General features: G+C 73.4%; 21 protein-coding genes and 1 tRNA gene. 13 read left to right on the top strand and 9 right to left on the bottom strand.

The annotated features are described in order from the left end of the window. On the top strand, positions 1–333 hold a 333-nt coding region (locus ACETWP_RS12045; RefSeq protein WP_373972499.1), incomplete at its 5' end, for an SH3 domain-containing protein. Positions 334–789: 456 nt separating this feature from the next. Continuing rightward, on the top strand, positions 790–1,566 hold the full coding sequence (locus ACETWP_RS12050; protein WP_373972500.1) for a chitosanase: 777 nt from the start codon (positions 790–792) through the stop codon (positions 1,564–1,566). Between the two features lie 112 nt (positions 1,567–1,678). Here the strand turns inward: ACETWP_RS12050 and ACETWP_RS12055 are convergent, their stop codons facing one another. Next, on the bottom strand, positions 1,679–3,163 hold the full coding sequence (locus ACETWP_RS12055; protein ID WP_373972501.1) for an acyltransferase family protein: 1,485 nt from the start codon (positions 3,161–3,163) through the stop codon (positions 1,679–1,681). A 399-nt stretch (positions 3,164–3,562) separates the two neighbouring features. Here ACETWP_RS12055 and ACETWP_RS12060 point away from each other — a divergent pair, with 399 nt between their 5' ends. The 5 genes from ACETWP_RS12060 to ACETWP_RS12080 all read left to right on the top strand — a co-directional run bounded on the left by ACETWP_RS12060 (position 3,563) and on the right by ACETWP_RS12080 (position 7,266). Beyond that, complete coding sequence (locus tag ACETWP_RS12060) at positions 3,563–4,111, top strand: hypothetical protein (RefSeq protein ID WP_373972502.1); 549 nt, start codon at positions 3,563–3,565, stop codon at positions 4,109–4,111. A 320-nt stretch (positions 4,112–4,431) separates the two neighbouring features. Further along, positions 4,432–5,034: an SOUL family heme-binding protein gene (locus ACETWP_RS12065; protein ID WP_373972503.1), complete on the top strand. Its 603-nt coding sequence runs from the start codon at positions 4,432–4,434 to the stop codon at positions 5,032–5,034. Beyond that, positions 5,031–5,528, top strand: a complete 498-nt coding sequence (locus tag ACETWP_RS12070; RefSeq protein ID WP_373972504.1) for a DUF427 domain-containing protein — start codon at positions 5,031–5,033, stop codon at positions 5,526–5,528. Before ACETWP_RS12065 ends, ACETWP_RS12070 begins: the two co-directional genes overlap by 4 nt. A 61-nt stretch (positions 5,529–5,589) precedes the next feature. Further along, positions 5,590–6,303: an SOS response-associated peptidase gene (locus ACETWP_RS12075; RefSeq protein WP_373972505.1), complete on the top strand. Its 714-nt coding sequence runs from the start codon at positions 5,590–5,592 to the stop codon at positions 6,301–6,303. Between the two features lie 471 nt (positions 6,304–6,774). Beyond that, on the top strand, positions 6,775–7,266 hold the full coding sequence (locus ACETWP_RS12080) for a GAF domain-containing protein (RefSeq protein WP_373972506.1): 492 nt from the start codon (positions 6,775–6,777) through the stop codon (positions 7,264–7,266). Here the strand turns inward: ACETWP_RS12080 and ACETWP_RS12085 are convergent. Beyond that, a complete protein-coding gene (locus tag ACETWP_RS12085) occupies positions 7,263–8,033 on the bottom strand; it encodes a GNAT family N-acetyltransferase (protein WP_373972507.1) in 771 nt (256 codons plus the stop codon). The genes ACETWP_RS12080 and ACETWP_RS12085 overlap by 4 nt on opposite strands. A gap of 427 nt (positions 8,034–8,460) precedes the next feature. Here ACETWP_RS12085 and ACETWP_RS12090 point away from each other — a divergent pair. Beyond that, a tRNA-Val gene (locus ACETWP_RS12090) sits at positions 8,461–8,537 on the top strand. Between the two features lie 49 nt (positions 8,538–8,586). On the opposite strand, the gene ACETWP_RS12095 is transcribed toward ACETWP_RS12090, so the two are convergent. After that, positions 8,587–9,624 carry an LLM class flavin-dependent oxidoreductase gene (locus tag ACETWP_RS12095; RefSeq protein WP_373972508.1) on the bottom strand — a complete coding sequence of 346 codons (1,038 nt, stop codon included), beginning with the start codon at positions 9,622–9,624 and terminating at the stop codon, positions 8,587–8,589. A 272-nt stretch (positions 9,625–9,896) separates the two neighbouring features. Between ACETWP_RS12095 and ACETWP_RS12100 the strand changes: the two genes are divergently transcribed. Next, positions 9,897–11,819, top strand: a complete 1,923-nt coding sequence (locus ACETWP_RS12100) for a threonine/serine exporter family protein (protein WP_373972509.1) — start codon at positions 9,897–9,899, stop codon at positions 11,817–11,819. Between the two features lie 53 nt (positions 11,820–11,872). Here ACETWP_RS12100 and ACETWP_RS12105 read toward each other — a convergent pair whose 3' ends face one another. Further along, positions 11,873–12,529 carry a uracil-DNA glycosylase gene (locus ACETWP_RS12105; protein WP_373972621.1) on the bottom strand — a complete coding sequence of 219 codons (657 nt, stop codon included), beginning with the start codon at positions 12,527–12,529 and terminating at the stop codon, positions 11,873–11,875. A 264-nt stretch (positions 12,530–12,793) separates the two neighbouring features. Between ACETWP_RS12105 and ACETWP_RS12110 the strand changes: the two genes are divergently transcribed. From ACETWP_RS12110 to groL, 3 genes are all read left to right on the top strand, one after another. After that, positions 12,794–13,099: a DUF3263 domain-containing protein gene (locus ACETWP_RS12110; protein ID WP_373972510.1), complete on the top strand. Its 306-nt coding sequence runs from the start codon at positions 12,794–12,796 to the stop codon at positions 13,097–13,099. Between the two features lie 104 nt (positions 13,100–13,203). After that, positions 13,204–13,923, top strand: a complete 720-nt coding sequence (locus ACETWP_RS12115) for a LytR C-terminal domain-containing protein (protein ID WP_373972511.1) — start codon at positions 13,204–13,206, stop codon at positions 13,921–13,923. 286 nt (positions 13,924–14,209) lie between these two features. Further along, positions 14,210–15,838, top strand: a complete 1,629-nt coding sequence (gene groL, locus ACETWP_RS12120) for a chaperonin GroEL (protein ID WP_373972512.1) — start codon at positions 14,210–14,212, stop codon at positions 15,836–15,838. Between the two features lie 119 nt (positions 15,839–15,957). Here the strand turns inward: groL and ACETWP_RS12125 are convergent, their stop codons facing one another. Genes ACETWP_RS12125 through ACETWP_RS12145 form a run of 5 tightly spaced genes read right to left on the bottom strand, consistent with a single transcriptional unit; the run spans position 15,958 to position 20,105 of the window. Then, a complete protein-coding gene (locus ACETWP_RS12125) occupies positions 15,958–16,866 on the bottom strand; it encodes a DUF4031 domain-containing protein (RefSeq protein WP_373972513.1) in 909 nt (302 codons plus the stop codon). A gap of 49 nt (positions 16,867–16,915) precedes the next feature. Further along, positions 16,916–17,296: a flagellar assembly protein FliW gene (fliW, locus tag ACETWP_RS12130; RefSeq protein ID WP_373972514.1), complete on the bottom strand. Its 381-nt coding sequence runs from the start codon at positions 17,294–17,296 to the stop codon at positions 16,916–16,918. Then, positions 17,293–18,174 (bottom strand): flagellar hook-associated protein FlgL, encoded by an 882-nt coding sequence (flgL, locus tag ACETWP_RS12135; RefSeq protein WP_373972515.1) that lies wholly within the window; start codon positions 18,172–18,174, stop codon positions 17,293–17,295. Before flgL ends, fliW begins: the two co-directional genes overlap by 4 nt. A gap of 11 nt (positions 18,175–18,185) precedes the next feature. Next, on the bottom strand, positions 18,186–19,610 hold the full coding sequence (gene flgK, locus ACETWP_RS12140) for a flagellar hook-associated protein FlgK (RefSeq protein ID WP_373972516.1): 1,425 nt from the start codon (positions 19,608–19,610) through the stop codon (positions 18,186–18,188). Between the two features lie 9 nt (positions 19,611–19,619). Next, a complete protein-coding gene (locus ACETWP_RS12145; RefSeq protein ID WP_373972517.1) occupies positions 19,620–20,105 on the bottom strand; it encodes a flagellar protein FlgN in 486 nt (161 codons plus the stop codon). A gap of 217 nt (positions 20,106–20,322) precedes the next feature. On the opposite strand from ACETWP_RS12145, the gene ACETWP_RS12150 reads away from it, so the two are divergent. Beyond that, positions 20,323–21,129, top strand: a complete 807-nt coding sequence (locus ACETWP_RS12150; RefSeq protein ID WP_373972518.1) for a sigma-70 family RNA polymerase sigma factor — start codon at positions 20,323–20,325, stop codon at positions 21,127–21,129. The last annotated feature ends 47 nt before the right edge of the window (positions 21,130–21,176 follow it).

Genomic DNA, 21,176 nt, shown 5'->3' on the forward strand with positions numbered 1-21,176 from the left:
TACTCGACGGCCAAGGCCGTCGCCACGGTGAAGCAGGGCGTGAAGGTCACCGTGACCCACACGTACGCGTCCTGGTCCAAGGTCGCCTACGCGGGCCGGTCCGGCTGGATGCCCTCGTATGCCCTGAAGTCTCCGACCGCCACGCCGGCGGCGACCACCACCAGGACGACGACGGCGAACCTGCATCTGCGGGAGGGGGCCGGGACCCAGTACCGTTCCCTGGTGCTCATCGGCAGCGGCTCCGCGGTGCGCGTGACATCCACCTCCAACGGCTGGTCGAAGGTCACCTACGCGGGCAAGACGGGATGGGCCTCCTCGGAGTACCTGAAGTAGACGCGCCCGAAGCCGGCGTGCCTGGACGCCGTCGCGGCGACCACCTGACGGGCGCGACGACGAACCGGGCCTAGCCATCTGCCGACGCGGCCGCCCCTCCGATGCGGGAGGGGCGGCCGCTCCCATGTGGGACGGATGCCTGCGCCCTGGAGCCGAGCGCGCCCCCTCGCGCCCATCCGCCGCGCCGTCCACGCCCCTCGACCGCCTCCCTGAGCCGAGCCCCTAGCCGCGGCGCCGCCCGCGCCCCGATACTGGGCACACGGCCGGGGCCCGACGAGCGGGCACCGCCGCACGCGCCGCCGTCGACCGGCACGGGTCAGGAGACCACGGATGAATCGCACCGCGAATCGATCGAACGGGCGCGGATGGCCGAGACCGGCCGGTGCCGTGCTGGTTGGCCTTCTCGCGGTGGCAACGCTCGGGAGCTGCTCGGCGGATGACCCGGGTCGACCGACGGTGTCGGAGCCCGCGCGCGAAGGCGTTCCCGACCGCGCCCCAAAGGCCGCGGAGACGGCGACGAGCCTGGCGGAGGACGCGGAACTGAAGATGCGCTCCGCCCGCATCACGTCGACCTTCGAGAACGCCACGCTGCTGATCCAGTACGACTACGTCGAGAACATCGGCGATGGCCGGGGCCTGACCGTGGGGCGGGCCGGGTTCACCTCCGGCACCGGGGACCTGCTGCTGTTTGTCCGGCGCTACACGGAGCTGCGGCCGGACAACGCCCTCGCCTCCTTTCTCCCGGCGCTGGAGGCCGTCAACGGGACCGGTTCGGAGGAGGGCCTCGGGGGTTTCGCCGAGGCGTGGCACCGGGAGAGCCGCCGGGCGGAGCAGCGAGGACTGCAGGACCGCCTCGTCGACGAGCTCTACTTCGAGCCGGCCATGAAGTATTCCCGAGAAGCCGGCCTCCGCACCCCGCTGGGCCAGGCCATCATGTGGGACACCATGATCCAGCACGGGGCGGGCGGCGAGCACGGCACCAAGGCGCTCGTCGCCGAGACCCGGGCGAGCGTCCCGGACGCGGCCGGCGACGAGGGCGCCTGGCTCCGCGCCTTCCTCGATGTCCGCCTGCGCCACCTCGTCCGCGCCTACGAAGGGACGCCGACCGAGGCGGAGGGGGCCTCGCAGTCCCGCGTTGACGCCTTGCGCTCCCTGGTGGCCGCCGGAAAGTGGTCGCTGCAGGAACCGTTGGCATGGGAGGTGTACGGGGAGGAATTCCGTCTCGGTGGCTAGCGGAACGGACGCGCGCGGCGCCGGGCGGGTCCGCCAGCCCGCGGGAGCCGGCGACGGACGTGGCCGCCCCGCGGAGAGCACGGACGCCTGCGGGCCGGCCACCCGCCGTCGGCTAGGGCGTCCGCGCGGACTGCCGCACCCGGACGGTGGAGCCGGCCGCATCCCCCGCTGAGGCGGGCGGCCCCTCGATGGTCACCTCGACCTGCAGGGGATCGGGCAGCCCCTCGACCGCGAGCTGTCCCGACAGGGTCGACGTCTGTCCCGCCCGCTGGACCGACGTGGCGCGGAACTCCAGTTCGGGCAGCGAGCCGTCCGGCCGAAGCCAGCCGCCGGCGCGGTTCGCGGTGGACGTCGCACCGAGTACCGTCGCGCCTCGTCCCGCCGCCGGCAGCCCCGCGACCGCGGATCCGGTCGGCCACAGGCGCGGGGGCCGCCGGGCGGCCACGTCCTCGATCCAGCCGACGGCGAGGATGGCGGCCACCAGCAGGAGCGCCACCGCGACGAGCTGAAGCCACTCGCTTTCCAGAAGCCACGGCACGCCTTCGGCCAACTGGGGGTCTTCCCACAGTTGGTCAATCAGCGGGACGGTCGCCACCAGCAGCAGGTTGTGCCAGAGGTAGATGGTCATCGCGCGGTTGTTGACGAGGGTGACCGGCTTGTCGAGGAAGCGCAGGGGACGCGGGAGGGATGCCCAGGACGGCGAGGCGCGGAGCAGCAGCACGCAGAAACCCAGCGACCAGAGGGCCTGGGCCAGGGGAACGCCTCCCACGTCCCAAGGCTCGTCCGCGGGATTGTTGACCAGCCAGACGAGCCCGAGTGCCATGGCCGCCGCGCCGGCGGGCAGGACCGTCCGCCAGGCGAGCCGGCGGAGGAGTCCGTCGTGGTGTGCGAACCCGAGGATCCAGCACGATCCGAAGACGGCGAAGTCCGTGAGCGCGCCCTCGGCCCACGAGGGGGGCTTGGCCACACCCAGATTGATTGCCGCGACCAGGGCCAAGGGCGCCAACAGCGTCACCCATGGCAGGCGGCGGAACGCCTTGAGCAGCAGGGGGGAGAGCAGCATGAACCAGAAGTAGGCGCGGACGTACCAGAGGATCTCCTCCGCCTGCACGCCCCACGAGGATTCCGCCAGCCCGGAGTCCGACCCGATGCTTTCCGGGAACGGCGGATCCCCGATCGGGACGAACCACAGGAGCGTGCTGAGCCAGCCAGATCCTTCCTCCTGGTACGGACGCCAGCCGGCCCAGAACAGCAGGCCCAGCACCGTCGCCGCGTAGACCCACAGCGGCAGCAGGAGGCGGCGGGCGCGGCTCCTGAGGACACCGGCGGCGGGGCGCGCCAAGGAGCGCGCCATGAGGGAGCCGGCGAGGGCGAACATGACCCCCAACGAGGGGAACACGAGCGTCAGCCACGCCGCGTTGAACGTGTGGAACGCGACCACGCGCGCGAGGGCGACGGCCCGCAGCAGATCCAGGTAGCGGTCCCTGCCGGGCGCCCGCCGGTCCGCGTGTTCCGGCGCCCCGCCGGCCGCCGGCGCGTCCGCGCCCCGCGCGTCCGCCCCCCGGTCCGGCATCTGTTCGTCTGCGTTGACCGCCATGGCAGGTTCCCCATCCTTCGCTCACGAGGTGCGACGGGCGGCCCGCTCCGCGGGCCCGGAGCCCCACGGACCGCTTCCGTGGCGGCGGCCGGGCCGGAAATCCGGCCGCGCTCGTTCGCACCGGGGCGCGTGACCCCAAAAACCATCCGCGCCCCGAGAGCGATCGTAGTCCCCGAACGCGGCCCGAGCGGACATGCCGCCGGAAGACGCACGCGACGGGGCCGCCGAACGTCGTGGTGGCCGGGGCCGCGGCCGGATTCACACAGCGGGTCACAGGCCCGGGACAGCGGCGGGACAGCCCGGCCCCAGAACCGCGCGGGACGGTGGACACGTATCCAGGACATGGATGATCGGCGGCGGCGACGGTCCGCCGCGCACGGCAGACGAAGGAGACGGCACATGACACGCAATCAGAGAATCGCCATGGGGGTGGGGGCGGCGGCCCTCGCACTGGGGGCAACGTTCGGGGTGGCGGGCGTCGCCACGGCCGACACTTCGAGCACGTCGGCCCGGGTCGCGGCGGAGCCGGGGGCCGCTACGGATCCGGGCCGCGGCCCCGGCGGCCACCACGGCCCCGGCGGCGGGGACCGCGGCGAACAGGCCGCCGAGCTCGCGGCCGCACTTGGCGTCGACGAGTCCGCGGTCACCGAGGCGCTGGAGGCCTTCCGCGAGGCCAATATGCCGACCGGTACGCCGGGATCCGGCGAGCGGCCGGATCGCGGCGCCGCCGAGACGGAGCTGGCGGCGGCTTTGGCCGAGTCACTCGGCCTGGACGAGGCCGAGGTCTCCGCGGCGCTGGAGGAACTGCGCGCCTCCGAGCAGAGCGAGCGGTCCGCCGAGCTACGGACGCGACTCGACGCGGCGGTTTCCGACGGAACACTCACCCAGGCCGAGGCCGACGGCGCGGCAAAGGCCGCCGAGCTGGGAATCCTCGGCGGCGGTCGGTAGCCCACGGTCGGCGGCACCCCCGCGGCACCCCGGCGGCACTCCCGGGTCGGGGCCGCGGGGTGCCGTCCGGCGGTCCGGCCGGGCCGCCGCACGCTCCGGCCGGGGACGGGACGCCGTCGGGTCGGAGGACAAGGAGCTGCGCGTGCGGGGGACGGCGCGCATAGGGGACTTGTCGTCCGGGGACGGGGCGCGGTGGTCGTGCTCAGAGCCCCGACGTGCGCGCATCTTCCAGGCGTCTGCGCTTCGTCCCGCCGCACGGGCTTCTTCCCGCCGCACGGCTTCTTCCCGCCACGCGCCGCCGGGCGTAGGATCGAGCCCTCATGACGCAGCAACAGCAGTACGACGTCGTCCGGCGCGAAGCGGCCTACGAACTTCGGAGGTACCCCGCGCACGTCGTCGCCGAGGTCGCCGTCCGCTCCTCGTTCGAGCGTGCGGGGAACGAGGCGTTCCGCACCCTCGCGGGGTACATCGGTGGCCGGAACCGTTCCCGGAGCCGCGTGGCCATGACCGCCCCGGTGGTCCAGACGCCCGCGGCGTCGGAGCGCATCGCGATGACGGCGCCCGTGGTCCAGCGTCCGGAGGGCGGGGGGACATACACGGTCGCGTTCGTCCTGCCGGCCGGCCTCGATGCCGAGACGGCTCCCGCGCCGATCGATCCGCGGGTGGCGCTGCGCGGCGTGCCGGAAACGCTGTCCGCCGCGGTCCGCTACTCCGGGCGCTGGACCCGGGCCGCCCACGACCGGCACCGGGACCTGCTGCTCGAGGCGGTGCGGGCCGACGGGCTGGAGCCCGCGGGGCCCCCGCGCTTCGCGCGGTTCAACCCGCCCATGACGCCCTGGTTCCTCCGCCGCAACGAGGTGCTGGTCGACGTCCGCCCCGCCGGCCCGGCCGCGGCGGCGACCCCGCCGGAGCCCACGCGGTGACCCGCCCCCGGCGCGTGCCCCCCGGCCCGGGACAGGAGTCCGTCTGGGACTACCCGCGGCCCCCGCGGGTCGAGCCCAGCAGCGAGCTGATCGAGGTGGTGCTCGGCGGCGTGACCGTGGCGCGCACGTCGTCGTCGTTCCGGGTCCTGGAAACCAGCCACCCGCCGACGTACTACCTCCCCCGCGCGGCGTTCGCCGAGGGGGCGCTGCGGCCGGCACCGGGGTCCTCGTGGTGCGAGTGGAAGGGCGAGGCGAGCTACTTCGACCTCGTGGGCGGCCGCCGGACGGCACACGCCGCGGCATGGACGTACCCGCGCCCCAGCCCCGGGTTCGAGGCGCTCCGCGGGCACCTCGCCGTGATGCCCGCGCAGGTCGACGCCTGCCGGGTCGACGGCGAGACGGCGGTCCCGCAGGAGGGCGGGTTCTACGGCGGCTGGATCACGTCGCGCGTCGTCGGGCCGTTCAAGGGCGGGCCGGGGACGTTCGGCTGGTAGCGCCTCCGCCGCGCCCGGCGGGTGCCTTGCGCGGCGGCCACGGTGGCGCGAGACTGGGCCCATGTGCGGGCGGTTCGTGATGTCCAAGGCCGACGGCGACCTGGTCGCCGCGTTCGGCGTGGACGAAGTCGTCGGCGATCCGCCGCCGCCGAGCTGGAACGTGGCGCCGACCGACCCGGTGCGGATCGTGCTGGAGCGCAACGAGGGGGACGGTCCGGTGCGCACCCTGGAGACGGTCCGCTGGGGACTGGTCCCCTCCTGGGCCAAGGACCGCGCGGCGGGATCCCGGGCGATCAACGCCCGCGCGGAGACCGTGCTCGAACGGCCGACCTTCCGCGCGGCGGCCGTGAAGCGAAGGGCGCTGGTCCCGGCGGAGGGATACTACGAGTGGGAGGTGCGCGGCGGAAAGAAGGTCCCGCAGTACCTGCGCGCCGCCGATCCCGACGCGCTCCTCGCGCTCGCCGGCCTCTACGAGTTCTGGCGCGATCGGCGGGTTCCCGAGGGACAGCCGGGAGAATGGCTGATGACGGCGACGATCCTCACCCGGCCGGCGGCGGACGCGCTCGGCCACATCCACGACCGGACCCCCGTCGTCGTTCCCGAGGGCCTGCGGGGGGACTGGCTGGATCCCGGCCTGACGGACAAGGACGACATCCGCACGTTGCTGGACTCCATGCCGGAACCGGAGCTGGTGCCCGTGCGCGTTGGTGCGGCGGTGGGCAACGTGCGCAACAACGGGCCCGCGTTGATCGAGCCGGTCGGGGACGCGGGATGAGCGGGGCCTCTGGCCCCGGACACGGAAGCGCCCCCAGCCGAACGGGATGGGGGCGCCTCTTCGTGTCTGCGCTGGGGTCAACGCGTCACTGGCGGTTACGCCGCTTGGGGTCGGCGGAACCACGGCGGTTACGCCGCTTGGGGTCGGCGGAACCGCAACGATTGCACACCGCTTGGGGTCGGTGTGAATCACTAGCCACCCTAAGGCAAGGATTCGTTGCCACCAGTAACGAGGCGTGTCGCGCGTGTTGGGCGTGTCGTTTTCCGTGACAAATGTGACTTTTGTGACTTGCCCGGCGCCAGGCCCCATGTGGAGGCGCTCTGCGCGGTCGGACGTTCCGCGGACCGGAGGGCGGCCATGACGCCGGCGGCGGGAGGAAACGGGCCCCCACGCGCCGGGTCCGGGTCGCCGCTGCACGCAGGCGGCACACCCGAGGTCTTCCGCGTGCCGATGCGCTCCCGGAGGCCCGACGTGCCGCCCGGAACCGGCACCGAGCTCGCTCTCGGGACGCGCGTCTGCGGGATGGGCGGCGCGATCGAGCCGTCGCCGCGGTCGCTGGAGGAGGCCCTCGACGCGGTCGCGGCCGCACACGGCGAACGGACCGCGGCCCGGCTGGAGCGTTTCGCCGTCGTTCCGGAGGGATCCTTCGCGTGGACGCGCGACGTGGACGGCCTGTATTGGCTCGGGCGCGTGCGCGGACCATGGCACTACGATTCCGGCGGCGCCGCACGCGACGCCGACCTGGTGCACGTCCGGGCCTGCGACTGGCTGCCCGAACCGGTCGCCGAGGCCGAGGTGCCGGCCGCCGTGCGGCAGGCGTTCGCCCGCGGCGGCCTGAACTTCCAGCGCGTGCGCCACCCGTCCGCGGCGCCCGAGACGGCGTCGCTGTGGGAGGTCTCCCGCGCCACCGCCGCGGACCGCCGGGACAGCCGGCCCGGCGATGACGGGCCGCGCGCTCCCTAGACGGCCAGCGGCGCGGCGGGGGAGTCGGGACCCGCCGGCCGCGCCCGGCGACGCCGCCGGGACGGAGCGGGCGCCGCGAACGGCCCCGACGAGGTAGACGGTGCCGACGAGGTCAAAGGTGCCGAAGAGGTGGACGGTGCCGGTGCGGCGGCCGGCGGCGCCCCCGCGGTGGCGCCGACCGCGGGCTCCACGAGCGGGATCCCGCCGTGCGGGGAGAGCCCCGTGTCCAGCGGCAGGCCCGCCTCGGGCAGCAGCGTGCCGGACGCCGGTGCGGCGGCCATGCCCGCGAGGCCCCGGCTGTCGCGGAACCAGGCCGACTCGCTGGACACCCAAATGGTCATCGGGAGGCCGGTGAAGTAGCCCGTGTACTCGCGCTCGACGGCCCATTGGGGGGACCGCTCGTAGTACCTCCAGGAGGCGTCGTTGCGGTTGTCGATCACGGTGATCGGCGTGCCTCCGGAGGACAGCGCATAGGTCAGCCGTGCCTCCGCGATGTGCTCGCGGATGCCGAGGCGCCGGTACGCCGGGTGGACGAACATGGCGCCGAGCTCCAGCGGCCGGTCGACGGCGGTCGGTGCGGTGACGGAGGTGTGGACGATCCCGAAGCCGACCCGCGTCCCCTGGTGCAGGGCCGTCACGGAGAACAGCGTGTGGTCCAGTTTCTGGTGCCAACGGTCGTCGGGGCACGCCGACAGCAGCGACAGCGACGCGCGCTCCTCGGGGGACGGCGGGGCATAGGACAGGGCGAAGTCGATGATGGGAAGCACTGGGGCGGTCCTCTTGATGGTCACAGAGCGAACGAAAGAAGGGGTTCCCGGTGTACGCCGGGCCGGTTCTTTGGCCGGGAGGGGACCGGTGCCGGCGGAGTCCGGCAGCTTCCTTGTAGGGCCCAGTTGGGCGTCGCCCGAGGGGCGATCGAGAGAAGTATTACCCATAAGTAGGCCGTGTGTAAACACAGCGCGGCGCGGGCCGTTTCGCCCCGGGATTCAGGGGATCCCGGCCGGTGGCGCGCACGCGGACAGGGGCCGTCCCGGGCCCGGACGACGACGGCCGGGGGTCCGGCGTCGGACGCCGTCGGGGCCGGGGCAGCGGGGCGTCCGCGGTCCGTCCGCGGCCCGACGCCGACCCCGGATTTTGCGGGGTCGCCGCGGCTCCGGTAACCTTGCGAGGTACGCCGACGAGGCGCGCACACTTGGTTCTTTAGCTCAGTTGGTTAGAGCGTTCGCTTCACACGCGAAAGGTCGCTGGTTCGAGTCCAGTAAGAACCACCACGGACAAGGCCCCCGCCACGGCGGGGGCCTTGTCGTTTGTCCCGCCGGGCTAGCCGGCGAGCATGTCCAGCACCAGCGGCTTCACCTTGGAGCCGAGCAGTTCGATGCTCCGGACCATCGGTGCGTGCGGGAGCGTTCCGGCGCTGTACTTGATGTCGAGGCGGGAGAGGCCCAATCCCCGCGACACCTTGACGATTTTCCGCGCCACGGTCTCCGGGCTCCCGGCCAGCAGGCTCCCGTCCGGGCCGGCCGAGGCCTGGAAGCGCATCCGGCTGGCGGGCGGCCACCCGCGCTCCGCACCCAGCCGGTCCATGGTCCGCCGGTAGTGCGGCCACAGGATCTCGAGCGCCTCGTCGTCGGTGTCCGCCACCAGCCCGTGCGTGTGCGCCCCGATGCGCTGTGGGCCGTGCCCGAAGTCCTCGAGCGAGCGCTGGTACAGGAGGGTCAGCGGCTCGAAGGCCAGCGGGTTGCCGCCGATGATGGCGAGGAAGAGCGGGAGCCCGTGGCGGGCGGCGCGGACCACCGATTCGGGGCTGCCGCCCACGCCGACCCACGCCCCCAGCCGTCCCGACTCGGTCGGCGGGTAGAGAACCTGGCCGGACAGGCCGGACCGGGTGCTCCCGCTCCACGTCACGGGCTTCTCCTTGAGCAGCTCCGCGAAGAGGGCGAGCTTCTCCTCGAAGAGCACCTCGTAGTCCTGCAGGTCGTACCCGAACAGGGGGAAGGACTCGATGAACGAGCCACGGCCCAGGATGACCTCCGCGCGGCCGTTGGACAGCGCGTCGAGGGTGGCGAACCGCTCGAAGACGCGCACCGGGTCGTCGGAACTCAGGACGGTGACGGCGGACCCCAGCCGGATCCGTTCCGTCTGGGCCGCAATGGCCCCCAGCACGACCTCCGGGGCCGAGACCGCGTAGTCGTCGCGGTGGTGCTCGCCGACCCCGAAGAAGTCGAGCCCCGCCGCCTCCGCCGCCCGCGCCTCCGCCACGACGTTCCGGAGCACCTGCGCGTGCGGCAGGAGCCGGCCGTCGTCGCCCTCCGTGACGTCGCCGAACGTCTCGACGCCGATTTCGAACTGCTGGTCCATGGATCCTCCGGAAGGTCGCGGTTATATGCAATCGCATACAAGAACCTCCCGCGTCCGCCGCCTATTCCCCGCTCCGGAGGCGGGCGTGCACGGGGCGGCGGGGGAGGGGACGTGCGGTCCGTGTGCCCGCCGCCACCGCCTCGCGGCGTGCCGTTGGACACCACCGCGGATCCGCGCCCGCGCGAGTACGCGGAGGATGCCCGCGGGGGCCGTTCGGGCCCGTTTTCCGGCTGTACAGTTGAAGGACCGACCCCAGTAGAACAGGAGCGTCCGTGTCCCCGAGCAAGACCCCGGACACCCCGCCCGCCGGCGATCCCAAGGCCGACCCACACCCCTACGCGGTGTCGATGCCGCGCGTCGAGGCGTCGGAGGTCAAGCCGGCCCGCCCGCTCCTGCGGCGCAGGCGGCCGGAGGCCGTCCTGCCCACCGGCAGCGTGGATCTGCCGGGGTCCCCGGACGACCGGTCCAAAACCGAGCCCGACTGGGACGACGCCGAGCTGCCCGCGGCCTCGGGCGCGTCCCCGACCGCCGAACTGGCGGCACCCGCCGTTCGGCAACCGTCGGCGCCGTATCCCGGCGCGCAGATCCCCGGCCCCCCCGCCCCCGACACTGCCGCCCCCGGCCCCGCCGCGCGCTCCGGCAGCGCGCGCCCGGCCGCCCCCTGGGGAATCCCGGGGCGGAACGGCTCCGGCAGGCAGGGCGGACCCCGGGGCCGCGCCGCCGCGGCGAGTCCGCGCACGACCACGGCACCCACGGTGCCGCTCGACCCGGCGGTGGCCCGCCCGGGACTCCGGGCGAACCCGGCGGCCCGGCGAATGCTGGCGCGGCTCATGGAGTCGGAGGCCCCGCCGACGCAGGCGTTCTCCATCATCGACCGCCTGGTCGGCAGCCCCTACGCCAACCCGCTCATCCAGGTCCCGGCGCAGGACGCGAGCGCCCGCAAGACGCTGGAGTTCGCGCTCGACCTGGCGGAGGCCATGTTCCGCTACGGCGCGGGCGCGCTGGAGGCGGAGACCAGCATCATCGCCGTCACCGCGTCCCTGGGCCTGCGCAACGTCGACGTCGACATCACCAACCAGTCGATCCACCTCAACTACGCGCCGGCAGACCAGGTTCCCCTGAGCATCCTGCGCGTCGTGCGGTCCTGGACCAGCAACTACGCCGGGCTCGCGCTGCTGCACCAGCTGGTCTCCGACATCGTCTCCGGCGGCGTCACCCGCCAGCAGGCCGTGGACCGGCTCAAGGACATCACGCACCGCCCGAAGCCCTTCCCGCGGTGGATGGTGACCGCGGCCGGCGGCGGCTTCTCGGCGATGTTCGTCATGTTCATCGGCGGCTCCTGGGTCGGTGCCCTCGTCGCGTTCGCGTCCTTCGGTCTGGTCTCCCAGTCGATGAAGATCGCCGGCCGCTGGCGGGTCCCCGAGTTCTTCTCCATCGCGTTCGGATCCTTCGTGACCACGGCCATCGCGATGGTCCTCTGGGCGTTGGACGTGCCGCTCTCCCCGGCCATCGTGGTCGCGGGCGGGATCATGCTGCTGCTCCCGTCGTCCCGCTTCGTCTCCTCCGTGCAGGACGCCATCAACGGCTTCCCGGTCACGGCCGCGGGACGGTTCTTCTCCGCCATGATCATCTACGGCGCGATCGTCTCCGGCATCATGACGGCGCTCGTGCTCGGCGCCCTCGGCGGGGTCGGGGAGCTGGACCTGACGAACATCGACCGCGTCGCCTATCCGGGGTGGCTGCTGTTCCTCTTCGTCGGCGTGGCCGTGCTGTGCGGCGCGGTGTTCGAGCAGACCGCCCGCAACCTGCTGCTGCCGACGGCGGGGGTCGCCCTGCTGGGCTACCTCGCGCTCGTGGGGGCGCAGGCGGTCGGCGTCGGCGAGCGGCTCACGCCGGCGATCGCGGCGGCCGTCGTCGGCGCCGCCGGACGCTGGGTCGCGCTGAAGATGGGCGCCCCGCAGCTCGTGGTCGCGGTGCCCGCCGTCGTGTTCCTGCTGCCCGGGCTGATGATCTTCCGCGCCATGTACGGCATCGCGATCGACTCCGACGACATGTCCGCCGGCCTGGTCGAGATGTTCAACGCCTTCACCATCATCCTGGCCATTGCGGGCGGCGTGGTGCTCGGCGACACCGTCGCCCGCCCGCTGACCAAGGGCTGGAACAGCCACGAACGACGCCGGATCCGCCGCCGCTGACGCGCCGTCCGGGGGCGGGCGGCACCGCTCCCCGGACGCGTCCCCGGGACCGGCTACGCGGCGGGGAGGCGCCAGTCGACCGGGGCCGCACTCTGCTCGGCCAGCAGCGCGTTGGCGCGGCTGAACGGACGCGACCCGAAGAAGCCGCGCCGGGCCGACAGCGGCGAGGGGTGGGCGCTCTGGATCGTCGGCGTTCCGTCCAGCAGCGGCGCGAGGGTCTGCGCCTGGCGGCCCCACAGGATCGAGACAAGGGCGGTCCCGCGTCCCGCCAGCGCGCGGACCGCCGCGTCGGTCACGGACTGCCAGCCGAGGCCGCCGTGCGACCCGGCGCTGCCCGCTCCGACGGTCAGCACGCGGTTCAGCAGCAGGACGCCCTGGTCGGCCCACGCAGAGAGGTCCCCGTGGGCCGGAGGTTCCACGCCGACGTCCTCCCGCAGCTCCCGGTAGATGTTGGCCAGGCTGCGCGGCAGGGGACGCACGTGGGGGTCGACGGCGAAGCTCAGCCCGATCGGGTGCCCCGGCGTCGGATACGGGTCCTGCCCCACGATCAGCACCCTGACGTCCGCCAGGGGGCGGGTGAACGCGCGGAGGACGTGGCCGCGGTCGGGGAGCACGAGCTCGCCGGCGGCCCGCCGCCGGTCCAGCTCCGCCTCGATCGCGGCGATCCGCCCCGCCTCGGGAGCCAGGGCGGCGGCCCAGTCCGCGGCCATCGGCGCCGGCTCGGGCGCGTCCGAGGGCCGGGGTCCGCCAGCCGCACCGCCCGCCGGACCCCCGTCCGGGACCCCGTCCGCGGGGGCACCGGTGGTGGCGGGGCGCGGCGGCCGGGGGTCGTCGAAGAGGGCTTCCTGCGTGGGATCCATGGGCCCATTCTCCCCGGCGGGCGGGGCCTGCGACCAAATGACAACCCTGTCATTCGGAACTAGCATGGAAGCCTGCCGCGGCCAGGCGCGGCACGGACCGAGAGAAGGGGTGCCATGGGAGCGGATCGCATCGAGCCGGAGGCCGCCGCGGACGCGTCCGGCGAGTCCGGCGGACTCGGGGAACGGGAGCGGCGCATGCTCGAGTTGGAGCGGCAGTGGTGGAAATACGCCGGCGCCAAGGAACAGGCCATCAGGGAGCTGTTCGACCTCTCCGCGGCCAACTACTACCAGCTGCTCAACGCGCTGATCGACACGGAGGCCGCGCTGGCGCATGATCCGATGCTGGTGAAGAGATTGCGTAGACTACGTTCAACCCGGCACCGCGCCCGCAGCGCCCGGCGATTGGCCACGGAGGCCTGAGCCGAGACGCGGGCCCGCGGAGGCCTGGTGAGGGCGGTGATCCACCGGCCGGGAGACCAGACCAGCGGCGGCCGCCGACGAACCCATCAGGACCAAGGACAGCCATGAGCCAATACGCGAACGACGAATTCGACAGGGTCCCGGAATTCACCGACCGCAAGGGGATCCACCGGAACGAGGCCGAAGGCGCCGCCCGCGGCTCCGGGCTCGGCCTGTTGATGGGTGTCGGCGTGTTGGCGCTGGTCGTCGGGATCTTCTCGTTCTTCGTCCTGCCGCAGTTCGCGGGCACCCCGGCGGACACCGCGTCCGCGGGATCCTCCGACGCCGTCGCCGCGTCGCCCGCGGGGGCGGGGGACGCCACCGCGTCCGAGCCGACAGGGCAGTCCGCCGGCGCCGCCTCGGCGTCCACGGGTGCCGCGACGGACCCGGCCGCCGAATCCACGGCCACCGAATCCTCCGCCGCGGAGTCTTCGGCCGCGGAGTCGTCCGACGCCGGCGAACCCACCGGGGCGGCGGACGCGGCCGGGGAGGCCGGGGCCGCGTCGGCCGCGGTGGACTACGCGGTCCCCGTCGCGGTGTACAACGGCTCGGGCCGGGTCGGCGTCGCCGCGGGCGGCGCCGCGGCGCTTGCCGGCGGCGGGTTCACCGCCGTGACCTCCGGGAACTGGGCCAAGCAGGTCGACTACCCCGTCGTGTACTTCACGACCGACGACTCCCGCGCCACGGCCGAGGAGGCCGCCCGCGTGCTCGGCATCCCCACCGTCTTCCAGACCCCGAACATTCCGGTCGAGGTCTCCGTGGTCCTCGGCCGCAACTACGGCTAGCGATGGCGCCCCGGCGTCGGAAATCTTTTCCCGGTCTGCCGCACGGCTTGCACTCTCGATGCGAGAGTGCCAATAATTGACTTAGCACTCGGGTACCGCGACTGCTAAGTGCCACCGGGCAGACCGGGGGCGCGGGGCGGAAGCGGCCACCACGGGTGAATCCGGGCCAGATGCAGCGAGGGTGTCCGGCCGGCGTACCGATGTCGCCGGCCAGTTCCCGTCCGTCGCGGGCGTTGCCTCCGGCCTACGAAAACGCATGATTGTCCCGAAAGGACCACACGCCGCTATGGCCAAAATGATTGCATTTGACGAGGAAGCACGCCGCGGCCTCGAACGGGGCCTGAACATCCTGGCCGACGCCGTCAAGGTGACCCTCGGCCCGCGTGGCCGCAACGTCGTGCTCGAGAAGAAGTGGGGCGCCCCCACCATCACGAACGACGGCGTCTCCATCGCCAAGGAGATCGAGCTCGACGACCCGTACGAGAAGATCGGCGCGGAGCTCGTCAAGGAAGTTGCCAAGAAGACGGACGACGTCGCGGGCGACGGCACCACCACCGCCACCGTTCTGGCACAGGCCCTGGTCAAGGAAGGCCTGCGCAACGTCGCGGCCGGCGCCGACCCGCTGAGCCTGAAGCGCGGCATCGAGAAGGCCGTCGAGGCCGTCACCGCCGAGCTGCTGTCCTCCGCCAAGGAGATCGAGACCAAGGAAGAGATCGCCGCCACCGCGTCCATCTCCGCCGGCGACACCCAGATCGGCGAGCTCATCGCCGAGGCGCTGGACAAGGTCGGCAAGGAAGGCGTCATCACGGTCGAGGAGTCCAACACCTTCGGGCTGGACCTCGAGCTGACCGAGGGCATGCGCTTCGACAAGGGCTACATCTCGGCCTACTTCGTCACCGACGCCGAGCGCCAGGAGACGGTCCTCGAGGACCCGTACATCCTGATCGTCAACTCGAAGATCACCAACGTCAAGGACCTCGTCGCCGTCCTGGAGAAGGTCATGCAGTCCGGCAAGCCGCTGCTGATCATCGCCGAGGACATCGAGGGCGAGGCGCTGGCCACCCTGGTCGTCAACAAGATCCGCGGCACCTTCAAGTCCGTCGCCGTCAAGGCTCCGGGCTTCGGCGACCGCCGCAAGGCCATGCTGGCCGACATCGCCATCCTCACCGGCGGCCAGGTCATCGCGGAAGAGGTCGGCCTCAAGCTGGAGACCGCCACGCTGGACCTGCTGGGCCAGGCCCGCAAGGTCGTCGTCACCAAGGACGAGACCACCATCGTCGAGGGTGCCGGCAACGCCGAGGAGATCGCGGGCCGGGTCAACCAGATCCGCGCCGAGATCGAGAACTCCGACTCCGACTACGACCGCGAGAAGCTCCAGGAGCGCCTCGCCAAGCTGGCCGGCGGCGTCGCCGTCATCAAGGCCGGCGCGGCGACCGAGGTCGAGCTCAAGGAGCGCAAGCACCGCATCGAGGACGCCGTGCGCAACGCGAAGGCGGCCGTCGAGGAGGGCATCGTCGCCGGTGGCGGCGTGGCCCTCATCCAGGCCGGCGCCCGCGCGTTTGCCAAGCTCACCCTCGAGGGTGACGAGGCCACCGGCGCCAACATCGTCAAGGTCGCCATCGAGGCCCCGCTGAAGCAGATCGCCTTCAACGCCGGCCTGGAGCCGGGCGTCGTCGCCGACAAGGTCAAGGGCCTGCCCGCGGGCCACGGCCTGAACGCCGCCACGGGCGTCTACGAGGACCTGCTGGCCGCCGGGGTGAACGACCCGGTGAAGGTGACCCGTTCCGCGCTGCAGAACGCCGCCTCCATCGCGGGCCTGTTCCTCACCACGGAGGCCGTCGTCGCCGACAAGCCCGAGAAGGCCGCGCCGGCCATGCCGGGCGGCGACGAGATGGGCGGCATGGGCGGCTTCTAGCCGGCCGGCCGCCCCGGCGGCACGTCCCTCGCCGGTCTCCGACCGGCACGGCGTCGGATCCCGACGCCACGATGGCCGCGGTCCCCTCACGGGGGCCGCGGCCATCGGCGTTCCGCGGCCTACGCCGCCGGTGGCCCGCCGCCGAGGCGGAGGAGCTCGGAGCGCAGGTTGCCGCGGGCCCGGTCCTCCCACAGCCCGCGGGCCGTGCCCGTCCCGTACAGCGCGTCGGAGGACAGGAGGGAGCCCAGGACGGCGGCGCGGCCCGACGCGAAGCGCGCGTCCGGCACGTGCGCGTAGTCCCGGCGGACGGCCGCGGCGTACCGGGCGTACTCGGCGGGGGCGCGGCCCAGGACCTCGAGGTCGGCGTCGCTGAGCAGCAGCCCGGCCGGGTCCGCGGGGTCGGGCCGGTGGTCGGCGGTCAGGAGGACCAGGCGCGCCGTCTCGTCGACCTCCGCGGCGTGGAGGCCGGCGGCGGCCAGCGTCCGCACGGCGAGGTCCGCGGAGTCCTCCTCGTCGCGTCCCGCGGACCCCCGGTAGACGGCGTCGTGGAACCAGGCGGCCAGCCACGGCGCGCGCGGCAGGCCGCCCACGGGCTCGCCCGACCGCGCCAGCAGGTCCAGCGCGCGCAGCACCGCGAGCAGGTGCGTCCTATCGTGGTAGTGCCTGTGCTCCTCCGACCAGCGCAGGATCAGCCCGTGCCCCGTCGCCGGGCTCTCCGGCACCAGCTTGGCCCAGGCCGCGGCGAGGATGCCGTCCAGCTTCTCGGGCCGCTGCCGGGCCGGGACGCGCAGGCCGCTGCGCACCAGGCGCCGCACCAGTTCGGTGGCCGCCACCGGGACGGCGCCGCGGGCCACGAGGTCCGCGTAGCGCCGCTCGGGAACGTCGTAGTGGTCGCGGTCGAAGGCGCGCTCGGGCAGGCCCGCCTCGCGGGCGAAGTCGCGCAGCTCCTCCAGCGACTCGTCGGAGACGAGGTGGGAGAACACCGTCCCGTGTGCCGGCCACAGGGGCGGATCGATGAGGATGGCCACGCGGACAGCCTACGTCGTGCCGAGGCTCCGGCCCTACGCCACTCGGACCCTACGCCACCGAGCCCAGCGGCGCGCGGAGCGGCCAGTCCTGGCCGTCGAGGATGGTCTGCGCGCAGGCGCCGGTCCCGGTGTTCACGAGCAGCGGGGCCAGGAGGTTGACGGTCGGCTGGCCGTCGGACGTGTTCACGACCGCCAGGACGCTCAGCTCGCCCGCCGCGGGCGCGCCGATGCGTCCCAGCTGCTCGGCGCTGAAGACCGGCCGGTAGCGCGGAAGGTGCGTGGCGGCGTCGAGCAGGAAGAGCCGCACGCCGGCGTCGTCCGCGGATTCGAGCGAGTACAGCCCGACGGCGTCCTCCACCGGAACCAGCGCGAAGTCGGACAGCGCCTCGAGCCCGGGCATCGGGACGGCGAAGGTGAGCGCCGCGCTCATCGCAGGAAGTCCATCAGCGTCGGCTGCAGGGTGCGGGCCGAGGCGGAGAGCGCCGCCTGGTAGGCGACCTCCTGCGTCTTCAGCTCCAGCGCCACTGTGCCGAGATCGGCGTCCTCAAGGGATCCGCGGCGGCCCTCGAGGGCGACGGCGTCGTCCAGGAGCGCGTCCGCGGCCGCGATGGCCGTGGCGTGGCGGGAGCCGACCGCGGCCTGCGTGGACAGCACCGCCTGCAGGCGGCCGTCCAGCTCGCCGAGCCGGGAGCCGACGTTGGTGCCGGCGCGCAGGTCGTCGGCGATGGCCTGGACCAGGGCGAACACGCTCGCGTCGCCCTCGCCGAACGCCTCGGCGCCGGGGGCGTCGACGCGCACCGTGGTGGACGGGCCCGTGCGCCGCTCGACCGTTCCGGCGCCGCCGCCGAACGTGTTGCCGGGTCCCAGCGCCGCGCCGGCGTCGGACGTGCCCGCGAACACGCTACGGCCCATGACCTGGGTGTTGGCCGCCGCGACGAGGCCGTCGCGGAGCTCCTCGAGCTCGATCGCGATCGCCTCGCGGCCGGCGGGGGAGAGGGCGCCGTCGTTGGCCCCGCGGACCGTGAGGTCGCGGACGCGATGCAGCACGGACGTGGCGTCGGACAGGGCGTTGTCCACCGTGGAGAGCCACAGCTGGGCGTCTTGGGCGTTGCGCGTGTACTGCTCGTTGGCGCGCTGCTGCGCGCGGACGGCCATGGCGTCCGCCGCGCCCGCGGGATCGTCGCTGGGCCGCGAGATCTCCTTGAGCGAGGACGCCTTCTCCTGCACCGTGGCCAGGCGCACCATCGCGGCCTGCAGGTTGCGCTGCGCCGCGGCGCTGACGCCCGTGTTGGTGACTCGGTTGATCATGTCTCCTCCGTCTAGCGTCCGACGACGCCGGTGCGGTTGATGAGCGTGTCCAGCATTTCATCGATGGCCGTCATCACGCGCGCGGCGCCCTGGTAGGCGTGCTGGTGCGCGATCAGGGCGACGTTCTCCTCGTCGAGGGAGACGCCGGCGGCCGACTGCTGCTGCGTGGCCGCCGCGACGGACGCGACGGCGGCGAGGACCGACTGCTGCGCCTCGGCGCGCGTGGCCGTCCCGATGGCGAGGACGGTGGCGGACCAGAGGGCGTCGGCGCCGCCCGGCGCGTCGGCCAGGGCGGCCATGCGGTCCGCGTTGGACCCGTCCAGCGGGCCCGCGCCGGGGGTGCCGGTCGCGAGCTCGTGGGCGCCGGCGGCGAGGACGGCCAGGGAGGCGGCCGGGCGCGCGGCGTCGTACCCGAAGAACGCGGTGGCGGGCCGCCCGTCGGGCCGTGCCCCGGCGAGCTGGACCTCGTTGACCGTGTCCGCCAGGGCGGCGGCGACGGTGTCGAGCGCCGCGGACAGCTCGGCGATGGGGCCGCCCGTCCCCGCTCCGTCGGCGGGGGCCAGCAGCGACAGCGAACCGGCGATGCGTCCGGCGTCGAGGCTCAGCGCCTCGCCCGGGCGGTGCCGCCACTCCAGCGCCGGGGTCCCGCCGCCCGGAACGCGCGCGCCCTGAGCCTGTTCACTCACCTGCACGGTGCGCGCGGAGGTTCCGGCCACGAGCGCGTTGCCGCCCAGGAGGACCTCCACCGTGCCGTCGCCGGCGTCGCGGACCGTGGCTCCGGAAAGCTCGGCGATCCGGGCCGTCAGCGTGGCGCGCTGGTCGAGCAGCTCGTTGGCGTTGCCGCCGGCGGCGACGGTGGAGCGGATGGAACCGTTCAGCTCGGCCACGCGTCCGGCGGACGAGTTCAGCTCGGAGACCAGTGAATCCAGCGTGCCGCGCTGGGCCGTCCACTGCTGGTCGAGTTCCCGGCTCGACGCCGACAACCGGGAGGCCAGCTGCTGCGCCGCGCCGATCAGGGCGGCGGCCGGCGCCGGATCCCCGGGCCGGTTCGCGACCTCCTGCCAACCGGCCCAGAAGCCGCTGAGCAGCGAGGACAGGCCGTTCTGGCCCGGTTCCCGCAGGATCCCCTCGAGGTCGGCCAGGCCGGCGGCACGCGTGTCGGCGAAGCCGGCGGCGGCGGCGGTTCCGCGGACCCGGGCGTCCAGGTGCGCGTCGGCCAGCCGGGCGATGCCCACGATCGACACCCCCTGCCCCGCGGCGGGACGGCCCGCCAGCGGCCCGACCGTCGCCGGCGCGCCCACCGAGGTCACGTCGGCGCGCTGCCGGGTGTAGCCGGCGGTGCCGACGTTGGCGATGTTCTGGCCAGCGGTCTCCATGGCCAGGCGGGCGGCGTTGAGTCCGGTCATCGCGGTGTTGAGGCCGCCGAAGGTGCTCACGTCGTCTCCCTAGAGGTTCGTGTCGAGGATGCGGGCGCCCGGCTGGGCGGCGCCGGACGAACCGGTGGGGCCGTACGTCGACTGGTTCTCGCCGAGGGTCGCCAGCGTCTCCTGCGCCGAACGCGCCGCCGCGCGGAGGTACTGCTCGTTCGCGTCGCGCAGGCGCTCGATCTCGGCGGTGACGGCTTGCAACGCCGTCAGGTGGGCGCCGAGGATCGACTTCCAAGGCCCCTCGGGCGCCGCGGCGGCGATGTCGGCCAGCGGCGCGTCCGCGCGGAGGCCCCAGGCCTCGGCGACGGCCGATGCCTCGACGGAGCGTGCCAGGGAGGCGGCGTGGACCTTCTCCAGCACGCTCTCCACCTCCCGGGTGGCCGTCGCGATCCAGCGCGTCTTCCCGGCCACGAGGAGCAGCTGCTCCTCCTCCAGCTTGAACTGCAGCAACTCCAGCAGCTCGCGTTCCTTCCACAGCAAAACAGATAGTTCGTTAGTCCCCATGCGGCGTCGATCCCCTCTTCAATTTCGGGTCCCCCAAGGCGCCCCTGACACTAGAGTTTATCGGCGGGCCGCGGCCGAATGTAAGGAGTGGCGAACGTCACCCAATCGTGATCTTTAAAGCGTTACTATCTCTCTTGGGGGGGATCTTCGCTCTGCCCTCAGTATCTGTTGCCGGATACTCATGCTCATTGAGAGGGCGAGCTTGTTGGATCGTACTGTGCGCAACCAGATGGTTGTCGAGAACCTGCCCCTGGTGGGCTATTTGGCGTCGGAAATCTGCGCCAGGGCCACCCACCTGTCCCGCGAGGACCTGGCGTCCGTGGGTGCCATCGCCCTGATGTCCGCCGCCGAGTCCTTCAATCCGTCGCTCGGAGTGCCGTTCGGGGCGTACGCGCGCCGCCGGATCCTCGGCGCCTTCGCCGACGACATGCGCTCCAGCGACTGGGCCACCCGCGGCGCGCGGAAGCGCATCAAGGAAGCCCGGGCCGTCCAGGACACCCTGACGGCGGTGCTCGGCCGCAAGCCCACCCTCGCGGAGCTCGCCGAATCGATGGGCGTGGACCAGGAGGCGGCGTCCGCCGCGCTGCGCGACGCCGCCCGGACCGTCGTTGGTATCGACGACGCGATGGCCGACTACCTGGCCTCCGACACCGAGACCCCCGAGCAGCAGCTGCTCGCCGCCGAACGCTCCGGCGTGCTGCTGACGGCCGTCGACGTCCTGCCGGAGCGGATGCGGCACATCGTCCGGCGGATCTACTTCGACGGCTCGAGCGTCAAGGAGGTGGCGCTGGAATTGGGGATCACGCACTCCGCGGTGTCCCAGCAGCGCTCCGAGGCCATGCGGCTGCTGCGCGACGGGCTGCAGGCGCACTACGCCGACTCCGACACCGTGTCCGACGCCGAACCGGCGTCGCGCATCGCGGCCCAGCGGCGGAACAACTACGTCAAGACGCTCGGCGAGCAAGCGGCCGGCGGCATCGCCCGGACCGCGCGCTCCGCGCAGTGGCTGCGCCCGGTGGTCTAGGAAAGGCCGCCGCGGGAGATTTTTCCGCCGCGGCTAACGGCCCGGCC

It is taken from the genome of Arthrobacter halodurans (assembly GCF_041877255.1).
GTDB classification, from domain to species: Bacteria; Actinomycetota; Actinomycetes; order Actinomycetales; family Micrococcaceae; genus Arthrobacter_N; species Arthrobacter_N halodurans.